The sequence below is a fragment of the Fluviicola sp. genome (assembly GCF_029266855.1).
Classification (GTDB): domain Bacteria; phylum Bacteroidota; class Bacteroidia; order Flavobacteriales_D; family Crocinitomicaceae; genus Fluviicola.
In genome coordinates, this window is the sequence record NZ_JAQSWB010000003.1 from 244,505 (window position 1) to 264,055 (window position 19,551).

Here is a 19,551-nt window from a genome sequence, read left to right on the forward strand (position 1 = left end):
GAAAAATCTTCATGGATCGCAACAGATTGATTAAAGTGTTGTCTTCGTTGATTTTAGATAATCGCTATCGATTTGTTCTTAAAACGTTCGAATTATTGTATTAGAAATTAGAAATTAGAAATTAGAAATTAGAAATACGCTATATACCCGAAATGCACTTTTGAGTCTCTGAATAAAACAGGATTGGAAAACTGTTGTCCGAGCGCATAGGTCAGGGAGAAGATCCCGATATTGGTTCCAAAACATAAACCTGCACCAAAACCTTTCGGGGAATCATGCCTATAGAGCTGAACATTGCGTTCGTACCAGCTTTGGTCGTAGAACACGAAGAGATACGAATTTTGATCCAAAATAAACCGGGGCTCAATGGTGAATGTCGCACGGAAAGTTCCCAATAACTCATCTTCCATAAAACCGCGCTGGGACAGGTTTCCTCCGAAACGCAGAAGTTCGTTTTGCTGTATGTTATTCGTGTAAAAGGATTCACTGATTAAACCGCCTTTGATGACAAAGCGTTTTCCGAGGGATTGATAATATTCGATCTGTACTTTTCCTCCATAGATCAAATAATGATTCGTGATGGAATCTTTGACAAGAGTTCTTTTCCCGACATTTCCTTCCAGGTACCAGATAAATCCTTTTCGCGGATTGGGTAAATAATCTACTGTCTGGTTCCGGAATGAGAGTCCGTAAAGATTGCTTTTCGAACTCCCGTAAGCCAGGCCGGTGTTTGCTGCCCCAAGTAAATTCGATTGTTGATTCTTATAGAAGCCTGTGAGTGTTTTTCCGCCGGAAACAAAGTAAGTAACTCCGATACTGGTTTTAAGCTCGAGGAAAGTCGAATCTCTTTTGAAGAGTGAGAACTGGCCGTCTAAACCGAAAGGTGTATTAAACAGGAAAGGATATGCCGCCTGGATCTTCAGTTGCGGGCTGCCCGGTTGAATGGAACGCCAGTTCAAATCGAACAATTCTCCGTGCTTGAATGCATTCTGAAGTTTCAGCCTCAGATCCCCGGTGAGCTGGTATTTTAATTTGACCGGATCCTGCTGAAGACCAATGGTACCGTTGAATAAAGAAACGGGTTTCGTTTCAATGTAAAGGTAGAGATTCGCTCCTTCGGGTGTGAACAAAATTTCTGCAGGTTTTGTCTGTTTGACAAAAATGAGCTGTGTGAGGCGGGTATTGATCAGGTCCACTTGATCCTGGTTGTACCAATCTCCCTTTTCGATGTTCAAAAAATTCTCCAGGTATTTTTTAGACAGTTTGACTTTCTCTCCCGAAACGATGAGGTCGTTCCACTTAACTCTTGAGTTGGGGATGACAATTAATTCTGCAAAAAGTGTTTCTTTCTCAACTCTCAGATCCTCAAATGAAATGGTAGCAAAGGGATATCCTGCAACCTCAAAATCGTGCAGAATGCGTTCCAGGTTTCTGGAAATCTCAAACGGGGTGGGAGGAAGTGTTTCAATGGTGCGAGGACTGATTCCTATTTCCCGCAGGGAACGTTTACTGTTGTCTGATAGGGAAAGCTTTAATTCCTTGTACCGTAAACCAAGTGTGAACCAGGCTTCGCTATTCAGACTGTCGGTAGGAATGATGGAATCTACCCCGAAAGTTAAATAGCCTTTTTTATAAGCCAGAAATTGAATTTCCTGCAGCTGATTTTTCAGTGAAAAGGTATCTGAGTAAGTGAAACTGTTTTTTTTACTGATCTTTTTAAATGCAGGATCAGAAAAATGAACGGTTTTTTGTGCGTGAAAAATTGTGGGTACGAAAAGCAGCAGGATGATCAAAAGACCAACCCTCCGTTTTTCCTGAGTAAATTTACCGAAATGCTTCAATTTCAATTATTTCCTTTGACAAATGTCAAGAATATTCTATAATATAACGCTGAAAGTAGTAAGTTTGTATAGAAGTTACAATTAGTATGAACCATTAAACTGGAGATCATGAAGAAATTATTGGGAATTCTTGCTATTGCCGTGTTTGTCGTTTTGGCAAGTGCATCCTGCAAAACAAAAGCAAACTGTGATGCATATAGTGCAATGGCGGATCAAAATCAGCATTCGGAAACAACAGACCGATAATTGTTCAGAACCTATCGTACTTAAAACATAGAAAAACAGGAAGTTTACCGGTTTTTCCCTGGCATTGGCGTTAAGAAAAAATAGCGATTTTCAATTAAATCACAACTAATCAACATTATAAAAAAAGGAATGTGGATAATATTTTATGTGAACTAACGTTAAAAAATGATAGCTTTGTAACCAACAACAACTAGTAAAACTAAAAAACAAGCAATAACTATGAAGAAATTTTTTTCCTACGCGGCAGTAGCTGCTTTCTTAGCGGTAGTTCTGGCATCTTGCGGATCCTCAAGAGGACACTGTGATGCTTACGGAAGTGTTGATAACACTGAAAACGCTGATTTAGCATCGAAATAACGAAACAAACCAAAAGTCTCTTCCCACGGAGGCTTTTTTTATGGTTACCTGTTTTTAGTGCGTAGAACAAAATTTTGACCCAGATAAACTTTGCGTACTTGTTCGTCTGAAGCCAGCTCTTCAGCTGTTCCCGATTTCAAAATACTCCCTTCAAACAAAAGATAAGCTCTGTCTGTAATAGATAAGGTTTCCTGTACGTTGTGATCTGTGATAAGGATCCCGATGTTTCTTTTCCGTAAATCGGAAACAATACTTTGAATATCTTCTACCGCAATCGGATCTACTCCGGCAAAAGGCTCATCCAATAAAACGAATTTCGGATTGGTAGCCAAGGCACGGGCAATCTCAGTTCTTCTTTTCTCACCACCCGAAAGCCTGTTCCCAAGATTTTTCCTCACTTTCGTAAGACTGAACTCTTCCAGCAACTGTTCCATTTTTTCCTTGCGTTCCACTTTGCTCAGGTCGGAAAGTTCCAGAATCGATAAGATATTGTCTTCTACGCTCAGCTTTCGGAAGACCGAAACTTCCTGGGGAAGATAGCCTATTCCTAATTGTGAACGCTTGTACATCGGATAATGTGTGATTTCCAGGTCGTCCAGGAATACATGGCCTTCATCCGGTTTTACCAAACCTACCATCATGTAAAAGGAAGTGGTTTTCCCGGCACCGTTCGGACCCAGTAAACCTACAATTTCTCCCTGGTTCACCTCAATGGAGACTCCTTTTACTACGTTTCGACCTTTATAGGTCTTTTTGATATCGTGCGTATGTAATTTCACCTTGCGAAAATAAGATAATTTAGTCTAGCTTGACTTATTTTGTATGCTTACCCTTTTCGAGTTCTTTTCTTTTGGCAATGGATTGACGAATCCAGAAGATGTGATTTCGTTTTCCTCTGTAGCCCATATTTCTTGATTCGTCAATGGCAGAATCTAAAAGTTGAGTTGCTTCCATAAATCGCTGCTGGTTTTCTAAGAAGCAAGCATAAGTATATTTCCCTTCAAAATCTGCATAGCGCGTATTGAATTGTTCGTATTCTGTTTCAGCTTCTTTATACTTTCCCAATTTCTCCAGGGATCTGGCATATGATAGATGAGCTTGTGAACGGATGAAGTTCGGATGTTTATTTACCAGCTTGGCTAAGTCATTTACTTTTTCATACTCGTTGACTGCGTAATTTGAACGCATCATAGCAGTAATCAATTCCGGTTCATTGGCAAAAAGTCCGTGACGGTTTTGCTCATACAATGCAAGCGCTTCTTCATCTCTGCCAAGGGCTTGGTAATAATTAGCAAGAGACATTCGGTTTTGAAATGTGTCAGAGAACTTTAAATTGCGCTCAAGCTGTTTCAGATTGCCATGCGGACGAACCACTGTATTCACATTGGAAGTCACTGAATTTAATTTGTCCCGGGTTAGAACAATTGTGAAAAGATAAATCAGGCTGCCAATAAACGGGAGAAAAATAATAAGCCATAACCACTGGTTTGAATGGCCTTTACGCATACAATGGAATACACAAAATCCCTGCAGGATTAAGGATATAAAATAATTGGAATACAATAAGTGTATTAGATTCATGGCTGAAAAAGAAATTAAAAAGCGAAGGACCAACGTGCCCGGATTCCCAAAGGAGAAATCCCTGCATACAAATGGGTAATTCTCCAGACCAAATCGACCCGGCCCAGTTTGAAAATGTTTTCAATCCCCACTGAAGCCTCTGCATATGGAATGTTCCCGAATTGTTTGGTAAAAGATGGAATGATCATTACTTCATTATGTCTTTGACTGATGGCACCATAAGTTATCCGTCCGGTTGTGACTAAGCGCCATTTCAACTTTTTGATCAAAGGAATACGGTCGAATAATAATCCCTGCCAATGCTGTTCGATAAATCCGCCAACGTACCTGTCTGAAATAAATTCAAAATAAGACATGCGGTTGAATGAATTCGTATACAGCCAATAGGATTGACTTCCTTCGTGAACTTTTAAAAAAGGATAAGCAACTGTTCCTAATACGACACCGGCGTTAACTCCATAACGCAGTCTGCCTAGAACTCCCACATTCCGATTGTGCTCCAATGCAAATTCCAGTTTCTGGTAATTGTAGTCACTCCCGAAAACACCTTTCATCCCAAAGATCCCCTGGATGGATAAAATAGGATATTTGGAAGGAAGTGTTGTACGGTCAAAATTTCCTGAAATAAACTCCTCATCCTTACACCATCTGAATCGCAGTGTTACTTCAGAACTTTGAACGTGTCTGATCGTATCTAAGCCTCCGGATTCATTTCTTCGTTCGTAGGTGGCAAGACCCAAGGGAGTATATTCTTTCCATTCAAAGCCACCAAAGATCACAAAATCTTTCCCGAGATCTTTTTCCAGGTTAATCCCGGCCTTGTCGACAAAGGTTAGTTTGTCTAAGGGGCCTGTGCGTAAAAGCGAACTGAAAGTGGACCCGACGGCTGCCGCAGTAGGTGAAATCCCGATTTGTTCGATATCCCTGTTTCCATAGAATATTAAAAGTCCACGCTTCTTTGGGGTAATATTGATCCGGGTAGTTAAGCCGTATTTGAATCGTTCGTCGCCAAACCCATAATACAATCTTCCTCCGAATTCAATCCGTTTGGAAAAAGCGTTGGAAGTTCTGATGGCTAATCCTGTCCGGAATTTCTCTACGGGGTTAACAGAGATCAGGGAATAAATGGATCCCAGTTCTATTTTCCCTATCGGGTAATAACCGGAGGCAAGCATGTAGGTCGAGTTCTTCAGGAATTTAAAGAAGGGATCCTGGTTCAGGGAGTCAACCATCTGATCAATTCCATTTTCCTGTTCATTAAGTGGAATGTGCCTGTGTGCTATCCAATAATCCCTGCTCCGTGTTTTGGCGCTGTCGGCTAATTCAACGGTAAAGTCGCTTTTATAAAAGTCTTCGGGCCGGTCTTTGTTGATTACAAAATTCTTTCGGGATGAATATTTCCGGCCATAGAATCCGTATAATTTGGTCCCCTTGGTAACCTTCAGATCCAGGATCATTTTCTCTTCGGTAAGCATCCACACTTCGGGCATCACCTGGTCGAAATGATGTTCCATGTACATATCCTGCACATAATTGATGTTTGCCCAGGGCGAGAGTTTTGCTTTGAAGGATTTTACAGCATAGGTGGTGTCGTTGATCCACATTTCTCCTTCAAAGGTCATATCACCAGTCCTTTTCGGAGCAAAACGCAGCTTATAACACCAGTTGTTGTCAATAAACATACTATCTTCCAGGTAAAACTTATAATAGTTTCGGGCAAAGTTTGCCACCGGACTGATAAATGCTTTCTGGAAGATATTCAGGTAATTGTCGTAGATATTGAAATCCAGGTACATTTCTCCTAAAAACTGGTTCAGCTGCAGGTTCTCTATTCCTGAAATCCGGGTTGCAGAAACTAATTCGCGTTTCTTTTTGGGATTGTTTTTATAACTGAATTGCGAAATGTTTTCTGATAAAATAACCGGCAAATAGGTCTTTCCACCATCCACGGAATCTAAGTAATCCATAACCAGATCCAGTCGCTTTACAATATCGCGATCTTTGAACTTATCACCGATATTATTGAGATCGATTTGGATCTTGTTGTATAGCTCGTATTCGTAGGAACTTAATTTTTCCTTGTTGTTGGCGTCCTTATGAGCGATCACTTTCTTATGCAGGGTTGTGGAAGGAAACTCATCGGGAGGTTTGATGGTCACTTCGGTAATATCCGATACTGATTCCGTGAGTTGTACATCAATAAGCTGCTCATGGTCTTTTTTTACGGCTTTTGTAACCAGTTTAAACTCAGGCATGAAATAGGTGACACTGTCTGTAGCATAGTAAGACTGCAGGACATAAAATCCAAGACTGTCCGTGAGTACACCTATTTTCGAGTATTGAAACTGAACCCGAACGTCAGGCATTCCTTCTCCGGTTGCTGCGTCAACAACGCGTCCTGAAACCTTCGTCTGTTGTGAGTAGACAAAGCTGTGAGTCAGGCAGAGGAAAAATAGAATCCTTAGTTTGAACATAGATGGCATAAAACTAAGAAAAACTCAAAGTAAAAACAAGACGAAGGTTACAGCTTTATTCTTCATTTAACCGTGTTTTTTCAACACGTTTCACAACAATAATACCGATTTCGTAAAGGAGTAAGATCGGGATACTTACGATCACCTGGGAAATAATATCCGGGGGAGTAATAATTGCTGCTAAAATAAGTACAACCACTATGGAGTGTTTACGGTACTTTTTTAAGAATCCGGATGAAACGATTCCCAGTTTCCCCATCAGGTAAGCTACTATCGGAAGCAAAAAGAACAAGCCGGAATAAAATACAGTAGAAAGAACCGTACTCATATAAGAATTGATCGTAAAGTCATTCTTGATTTCTTTGGTAATCTGGTAAGTTCCGAAGAACTGGACACTCATCGGGGCTACAATGAAATAACCGAATAAAATTCCAAGAAAGAAAAGCAGGCTCACATAAACGACAATTCCTTTTACCATTTTCTTTTCATTCTGCTTCAATCCCGGTTTTACGAAAGACCAGAGCTGGTGAAAGATATAGGGAAATCCGATCACCACACCGCCCAGGAAACTCATCCAAAGCGCATAAGAGAATTGGCCCCCCATGGTGGTTGACTGAAAATTGATTGGAATTTCATCCACGCACATGAAGTTCATGTACCTACAAAAGATATCGAAAGTAAGGAAGTCGGGTTTACTCATGGAAAGGAAAACATGACGCATGATCCAGTCCTGGTTCCACCAGAGAACAACCGCTAAAACAATAATTACAGCTGCGCATCTGACCAGTCTCCATCTCAATTCTTCGAGATGCTGTAAGAATGACATATTTTTTTCCTCTTCCATACTTCGGCGCAAAGTTAATAATTCATCAAAATTTTCAGGTAATGAAATGTTAATAGTTGTTTTTTATTGATTTATCTTGTATTTTAGTGTAGTTGCCGATTTTATAGCGCTTTTGCGTTTTATTATCTGTAATTTCGATTTATTAAATTTAGGTAATCCTCTAATATTCAAACTTTATGGATCAGAATGATCTAAAAGAAGCACTAAGGAAATTCTTTGGTTTTGATCAATTCAAGGGACAACAGGAAAATATAATTACAAATGTCTTACAAAAGAAGAACACGTTTGTAATCATGCCCACCGGTGGTGGGAAGTCTCTTTGTTATCAGCTTCCGGCACTTTTATCAGAAGGTACAGCAATTGTAGTTTCTCCATTGATTGCACTGATGAAAAATCAGGTAGATGCAATTCGTAATGTGAGTGATCACAATTCGATTGCACATTTCCTGAATTCTTCTCTCAGCAAAACTGAAATTAATCGGGTGAAGGATGATATTCTCGCCGGCAAAACCAAATTACTTTATGTAGCCCCCGAATCACTCACCAAACAGGAAAATATTGATTTCTTAACTTCTGTGCCAATTTCTTTCTTTGCGATCGATGAGGCTCACTGTATTTCGGAATGGGGACATGATTTCCGTCCCGAATACCGGAGGTTAAGAGAGATCTTTGAGAAAATTTCGGATGTTGCGATCATTGCTTTAACAGCTACCGCAACACCAAAGGTCCAGGCGGATATCCAAAAGAATCTCAACATGATGGACGCGAAGTTATTCAAGTCGTCATTTAACCGGGATAATTTGTATTACGAGATCCGGGCAAAAAAGGATGTTGAAAAAGAGATTATCCGGTACATTCGTCAGCGCCAGGGAAAATCCGGGATTATTTACTGCCTTTCCAGGAAGAAAGTAGAAGAGATGGCGGAGTTGCTCCAGGTGAACGGGATCAATGCTTTGGCTTACCATGCCGGTTTGGATGCAACAACGCGTGCGCGCCACCAGGACATGTTCCTGATGGAAGAAGTGGATGTGATTGTTGCTACAATTGCTTTTGGAATGGGAATCGATAAACCGGATGTGCGATTTGTTATTCACCACGATATTCCAAAATCACTGGAAAGTTATTACCAGGAGACCGGTAGAGCCGGCCGCGACGGAGGAGTAGGTGAGTGTATCACCTTTTATTCCTACAAGGATATAGAGAAACTGGAAAAATTCCTTCAGGGAAAACCGGTTGCGGAACAGGAGATTGGAAAACAGCTCTTAAGCGAAATCGTTTCTTATTCTGAAACTTCGGTTTGTAGGAGAAAATTCATTTTGCATTATTTCGGAGAAGTATTCGATGAAAAAGGATGCAACGAAATGTGTGACAATTGTAAGTACCCACGCGAAAAATTAGAAGGGAAAGAATTTGTTCACCAGTTGCTTCAGGTTGTTGATTTCCTTCAGGAACAACAAAAGTCGAAACACGTATGTGCCTTTTTATCAGGTGGCATAACAGCCGAGATTAAAAGTTACCGGCATGACCAGGCTCCTTTGTTCGGGGTCGGGAAGGAGCGCGATGAGCATTTCTGGAATGCTGTAATCAGGCAAACAGTCGTTGCTGGTCTTCTTTATAAGGATATTGAAACTTACGGAACGCTGAAATTTACAGAGAACGGGAAAGAGTTCTTGGCAAACCCGGTATCGTTTACCTTGTTGAAACAACACGATTATTCTGCTTCGGACGAAGATGAAGGAATCGTTTCTCCCGGAAAGGGTGGTGCTTTCGATGAGGTGTTATATGATATGCTGATCGATCTGAGAAAGTCGCTTTCAAAACAAAATAACATTCCTCCCTTTGTGATATTCCAGGAACCATCGTTGAAAGATATGTGCTTCCAGTACCCGATCACAATTGACGAATTGACAAATTGCCAGGGAGTTGGAGCCGGGAAAGCACAAAGATACGGTAAGCCCTTCGTTGAATTGATCCACAATTATGTGGAGGAGAATGATATTGACAGACCGCAGGATCTGGTGGTTAAATCACTGATCAATAAATCGGTTCTGAAAGTTCAGCTGATCCAGAATATTGACAGAAAATTACCCCTGGAAGATATTGGGAGAGCTCAGGGAAAATCAATGGATGAAGTAATTGAAGAGATCGAGGCAATTGTTTCTTCCGGAACAAGGGTGAATATCAATTACTACATCGATGATATCCTGGATTCGGATAATCAGGAAGAGATCTACGAGTACTTTTCTGAAGCTGAAACAGATGATCTTGCCACGGCTTATCATGAATTCGACGGTGATTATACCGAAGAAGAATTGCGCCTGATGCGGATCAAGTTTATGAGTGAAATGGCTAATTAAAGGATTAGTAGACTACAACACTAAGACTTTGAAATTGCTTGCGTAAAAAAAGACATATGAAATAAACAAGTAGGGGTGAAAAATTTTTCACCCCTACTTGTTTTATACCGCTACTGCCGCCTTAATATGCGGATGCGGATCATAGTTTAATAATTCAAAATCTTCGTATTTAAATCCGAAAATGTCTTTTACATCCGGATTGATCTTCATCGTTGGAAGCGGTCTGAAATCGCGTTCCAGTTGCAATTTTGCCTGGTCCAAATGATTGGAGTACAAATGTGCGTCACCAAGTGTGTGAATAAATTCTCCGGGTTTCAGATCGCAAACTTGTGCTACCATCATGGTTAATAAAGCGTAAGAAGCAATGTTGAAAGGAACCCCTAAAAAGGTGTCCGCGGATCGCTGGTACAATTGACAGCTTAATTTTCCTTCGGCAACATAAAATTGGAACATGGTATGACATGGAGGTAAAGCCATATTGTCTACATATGCGACGTTCCATGCATTCACGATCAGTCTTCGGGAATTCGGATTTTTCTTGATCTGCTCAATTAAATTGGAGATCTGATCAATGGAACCACCGTCAGGAGTGGGCCATGAACGCCATTGGTAACCGTAAACAGGTCCCAGGTTTCCGTTTTCATCCGCCCATTCATCCCAAATAGAAACATTGTTTTCCTTCAGGTATCGAATATTCGTATCACCCTGAAGAAACCACAATAGCTCATGTATGATCGAACGAAGGTGTAATTTTTTCGTTGTCAGGACAGGAAATCCATCTTCCAGGTTGAAGCGCATTTGATATCCGAAAGTGGATAAAGTACCTGTGCCGGTGCGGTCTCCTTTGAAAGTTCCCTTGTCCAGAATGTGCTGTAATAAATCGTGATATTGTTTCATTTGAGTGTTGAAATGAGCATTCGAAAACTAATCCCGAAGTTAGGAAAATTAATCGCTGGCATCATGATTTGGTTGATAATTCGATCGCTTTGTTGATTCCTTTATCTATTTTTGCCCAAAAGGAAGACAATGCGTTTTTATTTATTACTTCTGGTCTTTACTTACTCCTTTAGCGGAAATTCACAGGAAATCAAAAAGAAATATTTTGGAACATACGCCGGTGAAATTCCTTCTTATGCATTGCAATTGGGGGAAGAAGTTTTCGAGGTTCAGGCTGCTCCGATTGAAGTTCAGTTGAAACCGGAAGGGATACTGCTGGAAAAAATAGCTTCAAACGAAATTAACGGAACTTATCAGTTTATAAAAGAGGACAAGAACAGAATTTACTTTGAAGTAAAGCTTGAGGGACAATTTATTCCCGAAAGTTATGTTCTCTACAAAAAAGATAAGCGCCTGGAACGGAAAGGGATTTACCCGCAGCCAGATGTCTTCCTGAGAAAGATTTAGCACAAGCTCTTTTTGACCGCAAGGATCACAAAGCACACGAAGAAATAATTCCTCATTAATATACAGTTATAAGTTATAGTCTTTCAAACGGATATTTCATCCATAAGCTATAACATTCACAAGTCATATAATCCTAAAATAAAAAGCCTCGTGCTCTTAGTGTCTTCGTGGTAAAAATCAATTTTTCACCACTTTTATTCTGCTTATTGAAGTTCCTTCCTGGATTTCCACCCAATAGATTCCACTGCTTAATGCACTTGATAATGTGTTCAGTTTGACTTCATTCATTCCGTATGCCGGAGTTTTTTCCATGGAACTGATCTCACTTCCGTTCAGATCAAACAGTTTAATCCGTGTATTGCTGATCCCTGCCGAAAACCACGATACATGCAGATCTTCATTAAAAGGATTCGGATAAACGGATAAGGAAGCAATTTCCTGCTCAATAATTCCCAAGTGACATGTTCCGGGAATGTTATTATCGATCCATGTTGCACGGTCGAGGATCCACGCTTTTAGCGCAGCAACTTCTCCGGGATAATCCGCTGGAATCGGGCTTGGATTTGGCCAGGTGTAAACTCCCAAAAGCGGCCACTTGTCAAAATGACGGTCTTTTGCAAGCCCGATGTATTGTGCGATGGAATCAATTTTACCATAAAGTGAATCGTTGGATAGAAAGCTTTGACGAAGTGTTGTCCAGCGACATTTTAATTCGTCCTGGAACCACGGATCTTCAAGCATACGTGTCCACCAGGTAGGTACCTGCCATCCGCCAGGACAGGTGTTGGGAAAGTCGTATTGCCATCCGGTAACGTTGTCACCGCTGCAGTAATCTGCATTCCACCAGGATAAATTAAAGTCCCACATCGGGCCCATGCGCAGTTTCCCGCCATTGGAATCTTTCTCTTTATGAAGAAATGTGCTCAAACGGTAACCGTCTACATTCTTGCTTATTTCATTTAAGATCAGGAAATCAATAAAGGTTTCCGGAATAGTGTACTTTCGGTAACCTGTGTTCGGATCTGCAAAAGACGGGCCAGCCAAGGCTGTTTCAAATGAATCTACATATGCCTGGATATAGTCTTTTTGCTGCTGTACGATCTCATCGGCTTTCGGATAGTGGTACAGGAAAGTAATGTCCGAATTGTCCTCGGATTGATATGGGGAGGTCCAGCCATCGTTATTTGAGCCGGTTGTTTTGTCGATTTTAATAATGTATCCGCCCGTCACGTCATCACCGGAAATATCAGTTGGGAGCAATTTTGCAATATCCACCCGGTTCGGGTCACGCTTTATTTTTTCCATTAAAGTGTAAATCCCCTGGTATTGTCCGTTGAGTACCAATTCACACAGGATCGTTCGCGAAGCATAATGCTGCATTTTGTTTGCTAATTCGTAGGTTAAAATATTGCGCATACAACTTTTGTCATTGTACGGAGCATAGAGGATCCAATCGTGCTCCGAAGGCATTCCAAGTAGGGTAGTGTCTTTTACGGTACCATTGATGTCGCGGGTTTCAAAACCATAGGATTTCTGCGGGAAATCACCTGATGAAGAACCTCTGCGTTCAATTCCGATCTGATTGTTGTAAGCATTCGGAAAATCACTTACATAATTGATGTTCCCCGGACCATTATCAATAAGCTTCATGTGAGCATCGATCTTGGGTTCGTCCGGAATCCCCTGGTTGTTTGTGTTCAGGATAACAATTGGAAGATTGCTGCTTAAAAAGGGCTGATAAGTAGCCGGATCATTTCCAAAAGTGATCGACCAGGAATCCAGTGTTCCTTCATCCCCGTTTGCCGAATCGTAAACTCTCAGTTTCCAGGTTCCGTTGGGATTTTGATTGTTGTTTGCAGCTCCAAGCGGATTCATGGGTTTGAATGTTCCGCTAAACGGGGCGTTTTGAGTAACGATGGAAGCACTCGCGTCTTCGCGTAAACAAGTTCCGTCAAAATCGTCTCCGTCTCCGCCTACAGCAGAGAAAAGGGCGATTTGAGTTCCGTCCGGAGCTTCGAGTGTAACTGTTACATCTGCGTCCCAGGAATGGGTAATGCTTAAACAAACCTGTTCCAGACCGAAGGTGGTTTGATTAATGGAAGTTGGCAATCCGTTTACGTTTACGGATCTTATCAATTCCTGGTTGTCCTGGATGTTTCCGGATGTACCGTTGAAAGTTTGGCCAAAAGAAATGACACTTACTAGAAGTGCAAGAGAGGAGAGTGTAGTTTTCATTCAATGTTATTGAAACATTAAATTACTATTAAATTATTTAGTAAACAATTTAGTGTGAAAATTCCGACAATTCTGCCGGATTATGTTTATGTCTGAAGAATGCTGCAAAAAGAATGGATACGACCAATGCATATCCTGCGAAACTTAACCAGATGTGGTACCAGTCTTTCGCTCCGTTTTCAAGGATAAAAAACTGTTCGATGATCCATCCACTGATATAACTTCCCATGATTGCTCCGACTCCGTTGGTCATCATCATAAAAAGTCCCTGTGCACTGGATCTGATTTTGGAATCGGTTGAAGTTTCAACGAAAAGTGAACCGGAAATGTTGAAAAAATCGAATGCCATGCCATAAACAATGCAGGAGGTGATTATCATCCATAGATTTTCTTCCGGGTTTCCGAATGCAAACAGTCCGAATCTGAGCACCCAGGCAAACATGCTGATTAACATTACCTGTTTGATTCCGAATCGTTTTAAGAAGAACGGAATAGCAAGAATGAACAGGGTCTCCGAAATTTGAGAAATGGACATGATTACCGTAGAGTATTTCACAACCACCGAATCGGTATACCGGGGAATGTTTTTAAATTCTGAGAGATACAAATCACCATACATATTGGTAAGCTGCAGGGCTGCTCCCAATAGCATGGAGAACAAAAAGAAAAGTGCCATTTTATAAGTTCCGAATAACTTAAATGAATCCAATCCCATAATTTCTACAAGCGATCTTTTTTCCGCTTTGGTAGTATTCGTTGGAGGGCACTTTGGAAGGGTAAAAGAATAGATGGCTAAAGCAATTGCGGCTATTCCGGCAATGACAAATTGATTTGCCGAAGCTTTGTTTCCTGTCAGGTTGGTAAACCACATTGCTGCAATAAAGCCGATGGTTCCCCAAACCCGGATTGGCGGGAATACTTTTATGACGTCAAACTGGTGATTTTTAAGAACTGTATAACCAATTGAATTGGATAGTGAAATGGTTGGCATATAAAATACCATTGCCAGAAAGATGACCCAAAAAAAATGATTGGATGTTTCGACAAATGGTAAGAATAGTAATACGATGCCTCCGAATAAATGAAGTATCCCGTAAAGTTTTTCCACATTGATCCATCGATCGGCGATAATACCTGTAAGTGCAGGCATGAAGAGGGATGAAAGCCCTAAAGTAGAAAATACTCCTCCGAACTCTGCTGGTCCCCAATGTTTTGTGTCAAACCAATAATTTGCAATGGTAATTAGCCAGGCTCCCCAAACAAAAAATTGGAGGAAACTCATGACAATCAGTCGAAATTTGATGGATTTCCCCATAATAGTAGTAGCTTAATGCCGAATTATTCTCCGCGTTTTTTGATCTCGTCCCGGATTTTAGAAGCTAACTCGTAGTCTTCATTATCAATTGCGTTTTGAAGCTGTTCTTCCAACTCCTCTTTGTTCATTTTGGTGAATTCGTTTTCATCCGTATCTGCGATCTCAACTTCGTCATCGTCTTCCAGGAACTCATCGGAAAGGATTCCTGCTGAAGATAAAATGGATTCAAAGGTGTAGATCGGGCAGTCGAATCGAACGGCTAATGCAATCGCATCGGAAGTTCGTGCATCGATGTCTGAAAACACACCTTCTTTTTCGCAAACCAGTTTGGCAAAGAAGATTCCTTCCTGTAAATTGTAGATTACTACTTCTTTCAGCTGGATAGAGAACGTTTGAGCAAGTGATTTAAACAAATCATGAGTAAGCGGTCTTGTCGGAGTCATCTTTTCCAGCTCAATGGCTATTGCCTGGGCTTCAAATCCCCCGATAATAATCGGCAAACGGCGTTTACCGCCTGATTCTGCTAAAACCAATGCATAAGCACCACTTTGAGTCTGACTGTATGACAGTCCAATGATATCGAGTTTAATCTTGTCCATTCGAACGTTTTCCTTACGAAGGGTTTAAATAAGGAGGGAAGCATTTGAATGTGCTTCCCTCCTTCGGATTACTTTACGTAAAAATAATTAATTTGATTAATCTTAGTGCGGTGTTGAGCGGAATTTTTTTACAGCCTCCGTTAATTTCGGAAGTACTTCGAAAACATCACCCACTACTCCGTAATCAGCAGCCTTAAAGAAAGGGGCCTCAGGATCAGTGTTTATAACTACAATTACCTTCGAACCGTTTACTCCTGCCAAATGCTGGATTGCTCCCGAAATACCGGCTGCAATGTATAAATTCGGACGAATGGCAACTCCCGTTTGTCCTACGTGTTCGTGATGAGGTCTCCAGCCAATGTCAGCTACAGGTCGCGAACATGCTGTCGCTGCACCCAATGCTTTCGCTAAATCTTCTACGATTCCCCAATTCTCCGGACCTTTCAATCCACGACCCGCAGATACAACCAATTCGGCTTCCGGTAACGGAATTTCACCTTCTGGTATTTTCGTTTCTACTACTTTGATTGCTGCAGTTCCTGCTGCTCCGTCAAATGCTTCTACCGGACAAGCTGAACCTGTTTTTTCCGGTTGGAATGAATTCGGAAGAAGTGAAATGATTTTCTTCGGAGATTTTACGGAAACAAATCCGAATGCCTTTCCTGAGAATACATTTACTTTCACCGTAAATCCGTTTGCTGTGTTCGGAACATCAACGGCACCTGAAATCAAACCTGCTTTCAAACGAACCGATAAACGCGATGCAACTGCTTTGGCAACCAAGTCATGAGAGAAAATGATTAATTCCGCTCCCGTCGATTCTGCCGCTTTTGCAATCATGCGAGTCACTTGCTGCGAATCTTCAGTTGCAACCGAACGGTCTACCAGTACTCTTTCAGCACCGTATTCACCTAAAGTTGCTAAAGTTGAATCATCTACCGATCCGGTAGCAACAACTGTGATTGTTCCACCAATTTTCTTGGCATAAGTAACAGCTTCAAGCGCACTTTTTGCAAGGTGATTGGATGAATTGATATAAACTAAAATATTCATAATTCTTTCTTATCGATTAAATAACTTTAGCCTCGTTATGTAACAAAGCAACTAATTCGTCCATATTGTTCGGATCGATCATCTTCACTGCAGATTTAGCAGCCGGTAATCCATATTCAACATATGCTGTAAGGTCCTCTACTGCTGCCGGAGCCACTACTGTAAGCGGTTTTGTACGTGCGGCCATAATTCCGCGCATGTTCGGGATGCGTTGTTCTGCCATCCCTTTGGCACAGGAAACTACTAATGGAAGACTCGCTTCAACAACCTGAACACCACCAACGATTTCCTGCTCCATGCGTGCAGTTGTACCGTTAATGTCCAGTTTCGTTGCCAATGAAACAAATGGAAGATCCATCGCTTCTGCAATCATTCCTGCTACTTGCGACCCATTGTAGTTGATTGTTTCTTTTCCTGTAAGGATCAGATCAAATCCGTTTGTTTTTGCATATTCAGCGATTTGAACTGCCGTAAAATACGCGTCTTTCGGATCAGCATCAATACGAACCGCATCATCAGCACCAATTGCCAGTGCTTTTCTGATGATAGCCTCATCAGCAGCGCTCCCCACCGTGATGATCGTTAAGTTTCCACCCAACGTTTCTTTCAATTCCAACCCGCGAACAAGTGCATACCACTCATCGTATGGATTGACAATGTATTGAACCCCATTTTCGTCAAATTGCTTGTTCCCGTCCGTGAAAGCAATTTTCGAAGTAGTATCTGGAGATTTACTGATACATACAAGAATTTTCATAATCTATTTTATTTAAACGTGAACTGCATGTAGTAAAATTACTCCACACAGTATTTGCTTGTTAAACTTAGTTTCGGTCACAAAAATAATCAAATCATCCTAGGAAATAAAATGTTATGCATACATAGTAAGGCTAGGTTTTAAACAATTTGTTCACTATTTCCTGAAAATGTGTCTTCTTACTCCTCATTTTGATACGCCTGAAACGAATTTTGATTAATTTTGACCTGCTTTAAAGCGAAATAAAAAAAGATAAGAATGAAGACTGTTCAATTTAGAGAAGCCCTTCGTGAAGCTATGTCAGAGGAAATGCGCCGTGATAAGGGTGTTTTCTTAATGGGTGAAGAAGTTGCTGAATACAATGGAGCGTACAAAGTATCTCAGGGAATGTTGGATGAATTTGGTCCACAACGTGTCATTGACACCCCGATTGCTGAATTAGGATTTGCAGGTATTGCTGTAGGAGCTTCCATGAATGGCCTTCGCCCGATTGTTGAGTTCATGACATGGAATTTCGCAATTTTGGCTGCGGATCAGATTATCAACTCTGCTGCAAAAATGCTGCAGATGTCTGGTGGTCAGTACGGTTGTCCGATCGTTTTTAGAGGAGGGAACGGTACTGCGGGGCAGTTGGCTGCAACTCACTCTCAAAGTTTCGAGGCGTTTTATGCGCATGTACCCGGATTAAAAGTAATCACACCATCCAATCCATACGATGCAAAAGGTTTATTGAAAGCTGCCATTCGCGATAACGATCCGGTTGTTTTCCTTGAATCGGAAAAAATGTATGGTGATAAGGGAGAGATTCCGGAAGGAGAATACATTATTCCAATCGGAGTTGGAGATATTAAACGCAAAGGAACGGATGTAACGATCGTTTCTTTTGGTAAAATCATCAAAGTGGCTTATGAAGCAGCGGAGGTTTTGCAAAAAGAAGGAATCTCTGTTGAGATTATCGATTTAAGAACCATTCGCCCGATCGATTATCCTTTGATCGTTGAATCCGTTAAGAAAACAAACCGTTGTGTTGTATTGGAAGAATCATGGCCTTTAGCTTCTATCTCTTCTGAAATTGCTTACCATTTGCAGCGCTACGCATTTGATCATCTGGATGCACCCGTGATGCGTGTGACTCAAACAGATACTCCATTTGCTTTTTCACCGACATTGATCGATGCAGCATTGCCAAATGTGGAAAGATTGATTAAAGCGGTAAAAAGTACATTGTACCGAAATTAATTTAATATAGATTAATAAAATAAAGAAAGGGACGCGATGCATCGCGTCCCTTTCTTTATTTTCTCGGTTCCCTTCTTATTTTGCCGGGTCCTTTTCTTTTTTATGCCTGATTCTATTTTAGATCTCCGCGCTTGATGTTGGAAATGCACGATCCACCTTTTTGAAAAGCCCTTGTAATACTTTTCCTGGACCGACCTCGATCACTTCTGTTGCACCGTCAGCGATCATTTGCTGCATCGTTTGGGTCCAGCGAACCGGTGCTGTTAATTGCTCGATCAAATTCTTCTTGATCTCATTTGGATCTGTTACCGCAGATGCTGTTGTGTTTTGATAAACCGGGCATATCGGCTTGCTGAAAGTAGTTGCTTCAATCGCTTTGGCCAATTCTTCTCGTGCCGGTTCCATCAAAGGTGAATGGAATGCGCCGCCAACCTGAAGGATCATAGCGCGTTTTGCACCTGCTTCGGTCAATTTGGCACAAGCTTCTTCCACTGCTGGAATAGCACCTGAGATTACTAATTGTCCGGGACAATTGTAGTTTGCCGGAACCACGATTCCATCAATGGATTTGCAAATATCTTCCACGATATGGTCTTCCAGTCCCAGGATAGCTGCCATCGTTGATGGAACTGCTTCACAGGCAGCCTGCATTGCCAGGGCTCTTTTGGAAACCAGGCGCAAACCGTCTTCAAATGAAAGTGTTTTGTTTGCAACCAAAGAAGAAATTTCTCCCAGGGAATGTCCAGCAACCATATCCGGTTTAAAACTCTCTCCCAAACACGCAGCCAGAATAGTTGAATGCAGGAAGATTGCAGGTTGTGTCACTTTCGTCTGTTTCAATTCTTCGTCTGATCCCTCAAACATAATTTTTTGGATATCAAAACCAAGGATTTCATTCGCCTGGGCGAGTAATTGTTTTGCCAGATCAGAGGAGTCGTAAAGGTCTTTTCCCATTCCTGAGAATTGAGCACCTTGTCCGGGGAATACATATGCTTTCATAATTTGTTTTTTCGAGGGGCAAATATAAGAAAAAGCGATAGCTTTTGAAGACTGAGATACGACAAACGTTAGTGCGAAAGTATCGAGGGATAAGCGATAGTCCGCCGCGGCGGAAAGACTAAGATACGACACTTACGAAGTATGCACTGCAGGTAAACGTTGCGCCTACGCTGAAGCTACTGCGTAAGCGCTAGTGCGAAAGTATCGACGGATAAGCGCCAGTCCGCCGCGGCGGAAAGACTGAGATAAA

At 41.3% G+C, this 19,551-nt stretch carries 17 protein-coding genes; 5 read left to right on the plus strand and 12 right to left on the minus strand.

Features of this window, described 5'->3' with window-relative positions; all coding sequences use genetic code 11:
• Window positions 1-128 precede the first annotated feature (128 nt).
• Window positions 129-1,841, minus strand: coding sequence for a hypothetical protein (locus K0S23_RS09725; RefSeq protein WP_300356649.1), 1,713 nt, complete (start codon window positions 1,839-1,841; stop codon window positions 129-131).
• Window positions 1,842-1,949: 108 nt separating this feature from the next.
• On the opposite strand from K0S23_RS09725, the gene K0S23_RS09730 reads away from it, so the two are divergent.
• Entirely contained in the window at window positions 1,950-2,087 is a 138-nt protein-coding gene (locus tag K0S23_RS09730; protein ID WP_300356651.1) for a hypothetical protein, read from the plus strand.
• A gap of 219 nt (window positions 2,088-2,306) precedes the next feature.
• Complete coding sequence (locus K0S23_RS09735; protein WP_300356653.1) at window positions 2,307-2,444, plus strand: hypothetical protein; 138 nt, start codon at window positions 2,307-2,309, stop codon at window positions 2,442-2,444.
• Window positions 2,445-2,488: 44 nt separating this feature from the next.
• Here K0S23_RS09735 and lptB read toward each other — a convergent pair whose 3' ends face one another.
• The 4 genes from lptB to tatC are packed head-to-tail and all read right to left on the minus strand — an operon-like array spanning window position 2,489 to window position 7,325.
• Window positions 2,489-3,223, minus strand: a complete 735-nt coding sequence (gene lptB, locus K0S23_RS09740) for an LPS export ABC transporter ATP-binding protein (RefSeq protein WP_300356655.1) — start codon at window positions 3,221-3,223, stop codon at window positions 2,489-2,491.
• Between the two features lie 34 nt (window positions 3,224-3,257).
• Window positions 3,258-4,025 carry a PLDc N-terminal domain-containing protein gene (locus K0S23_RS09745; protein ID WP_300356657.1) on the minus strand — a complete coding sequence of 256 codons (768 nt, stop codon included), beginning with the start codon at window positions 4,023-4,025 and terminating at the stop codon, window positions 3,258-3,260.
• 14 nt (window positions 4,026-4,039) lie between these two features.
• Window positions 4,040-6,499, minus strand: coding sequence for a DUF5686 family protein (locus K0S23_RS09750; RefSeq protein WP_300356659.1), 2,460 nt, complete (start codon window positions 6,497-6,499; stop codon window positions 4,040-4,042).
• A gap of 55 nt (window positions 6,500-6,554) precedes the next feature.
• The gene (tatC, locus tag K0S23_RS09755) at window positions 6,555-7,325 is read right to left on the minus strand and encodes a twin-arginine translocase subunit TatC (RefSeq protein ID WP_300356661.1); all 771 of its coding nucleotides are present in this window, start codon (window positions 7,323-7,325) and stop codon (window positions 6,555-6,557) included.
• A 194-nt stretch (window positions 7,326-7,519) separates the two neighbouring features.
• On the opposite strand from tatC, the gene recQ reads away from it, so the two are divergent.
• Complete coding sequence (recQ, locus tag K0S23_RS09760; protein ID WP_300356663.1) at window positions 7,520-9,700, plus strand: DNA helicase RecQ; 2,181 nt, start codon at window positions 7,520-7,522, stop codon at window positions 9,698-9,700.
• 102 nt (window positions 9,701-9,802) lie between these two features.
• On the opposite strand, the gene K0S23_RS09765 is transcribed toward recQ, so the two are convergent.
• Window positions 9,803-10,597 carry a thymidylate synthase gene (locus tag K0S23_RS09765; protein WP_300356665.1) on the minus strand — a complete coding sequence of 265 codons (795 nt, stop codon included), beginning with the start codon at window positions 10,595-10,597 and terminating at the stop codon, window positions 9,803-9,805.
• 129 nt (window positions 10,598-10,726) lie between these two features.
• Here K0S23_RS09765 and K0S23_RS09770 point away from each other — a divergent pair, with 129 nt between their 5' ends.
• Window positions 10,727-11,104, plus strand: coding sequence for a hypothetical protein (locus K0S23_RS09770; protein WP_300356667.1), 378 nt, complete (start codon window positions 10,727-10,729; stop codon window positions 11,102-11,104).
• A gap of 177 nt (window positions 11,105-11,281) precedes the next feature.
• Here K0S23_RS09770 and K0S23_RS09775 read toward each other — a convergent pair whose 3' ends face one another.
• From K0S23_RS09775 to K0S23_RS09795, 5 genes are all read right to left on the minus strand, one after another.
• The gene (locus tag K0S23_RS09775; RefSeq protein WP_300356669.1) at window positions 11,282-13,339 is read right to left on the minus strand and encodes a CotH kinase family protein; all 2,058 of its coding nucleotides are present in this window, start codon (window positions 13,337-13,339) and stop codon (window positions 11,282-11,284) included.
• Window positions 13,340-13,388: 49 nt separating this feature from the next.
• Window positions 13,389-14,654 carry a nucleoside permease gene (locus K0S23_RS09780; RefSeq protein ID WP_300356671.1) on the minus strand — a complete coding sequence of 422 codons (1,266 nt, stop codon included), beginning with the start codon at window positions 14,652-14,654 and terminating at the stop codon, window positions 13,389-13,391.
• A gap of 23 nt (window positions 14,655-14,677) precedes the next feature.
• Window positions 14,678-15,253 (minus strand): bifunctional nuclease family protein, encoded by a 576-nt coding sequence (locus K0S23_RS09785; protein ID WP_300356673.1) that lies wholly within the window; start codon window positions 15,251-15,253, stop codon window positions 14,678-14,680.
• A gap of 102 nt (window positions 15,254-15,355) precedes the next feature.
• Window positions 15,356-16,306 (minus strand): electron transfer flavoprotein subunit alpha/FixB family protein, encoded by a 951-nt coding sequence (locus K0S23_RS09790; RefSeq protein ID WP_300356675.1) that lies wholly within the window; start codon window positions 16,304-16,306, stop codon window positions 15,356-15,358.
• Window positions 16,307-16,322: 16 nt separating this feature from the next.
• Window positions 16,323-17,063, minus strand: a complete 741-nt coding sequence (locus tag K0S23_RS09795) for an electron transfer flavoprotein subunit beta/FixA family protein (RefSeq protein WP_300356677.1) — start codon at window positions 17,061-17,063, stop codon at window positions 16,323-16,325.
• Window positions 17,064-17,321: 258 nt separating this feature from the next.
• Here K0S23_RS09795 and K0S23_RS09800 point away from each other — a divergent pair, with 258 nt between their 5' ends.
• The gene (locus tag K0S23_RS09800) at window positions 17,322-18,302 is read left to right on the plus strand and encodes a pyruvate dehydrogenase complex E1 component subunit beta (RefSeq protein ID WP_300356679.1); all 981 of its coding nucleotides are present in this window, start codon (window positions 17,322-17,324) and stop codon (window positions 18,300-18,302) included.
• A 117-nt stretch (window positions 18,303-18,419) separates the two neighbouring features.
• Here K0S23_RS09800 and fabD read toward each other — a convergent pair whose 3' ends face one another.
• Complete coding sequence (fabD, locus tag K0S23_RS09805; protein ID WP_300356682.1) at window positions 18,420-19,301, minus strand: ACP S-malonyltransferase; 882 nt, start codon at window positions 19,299-19,301, stop codon at window positions 18,420-18,422.
• Window positions 19,302-19,551 lie beyond the last annotated feature (250 nt).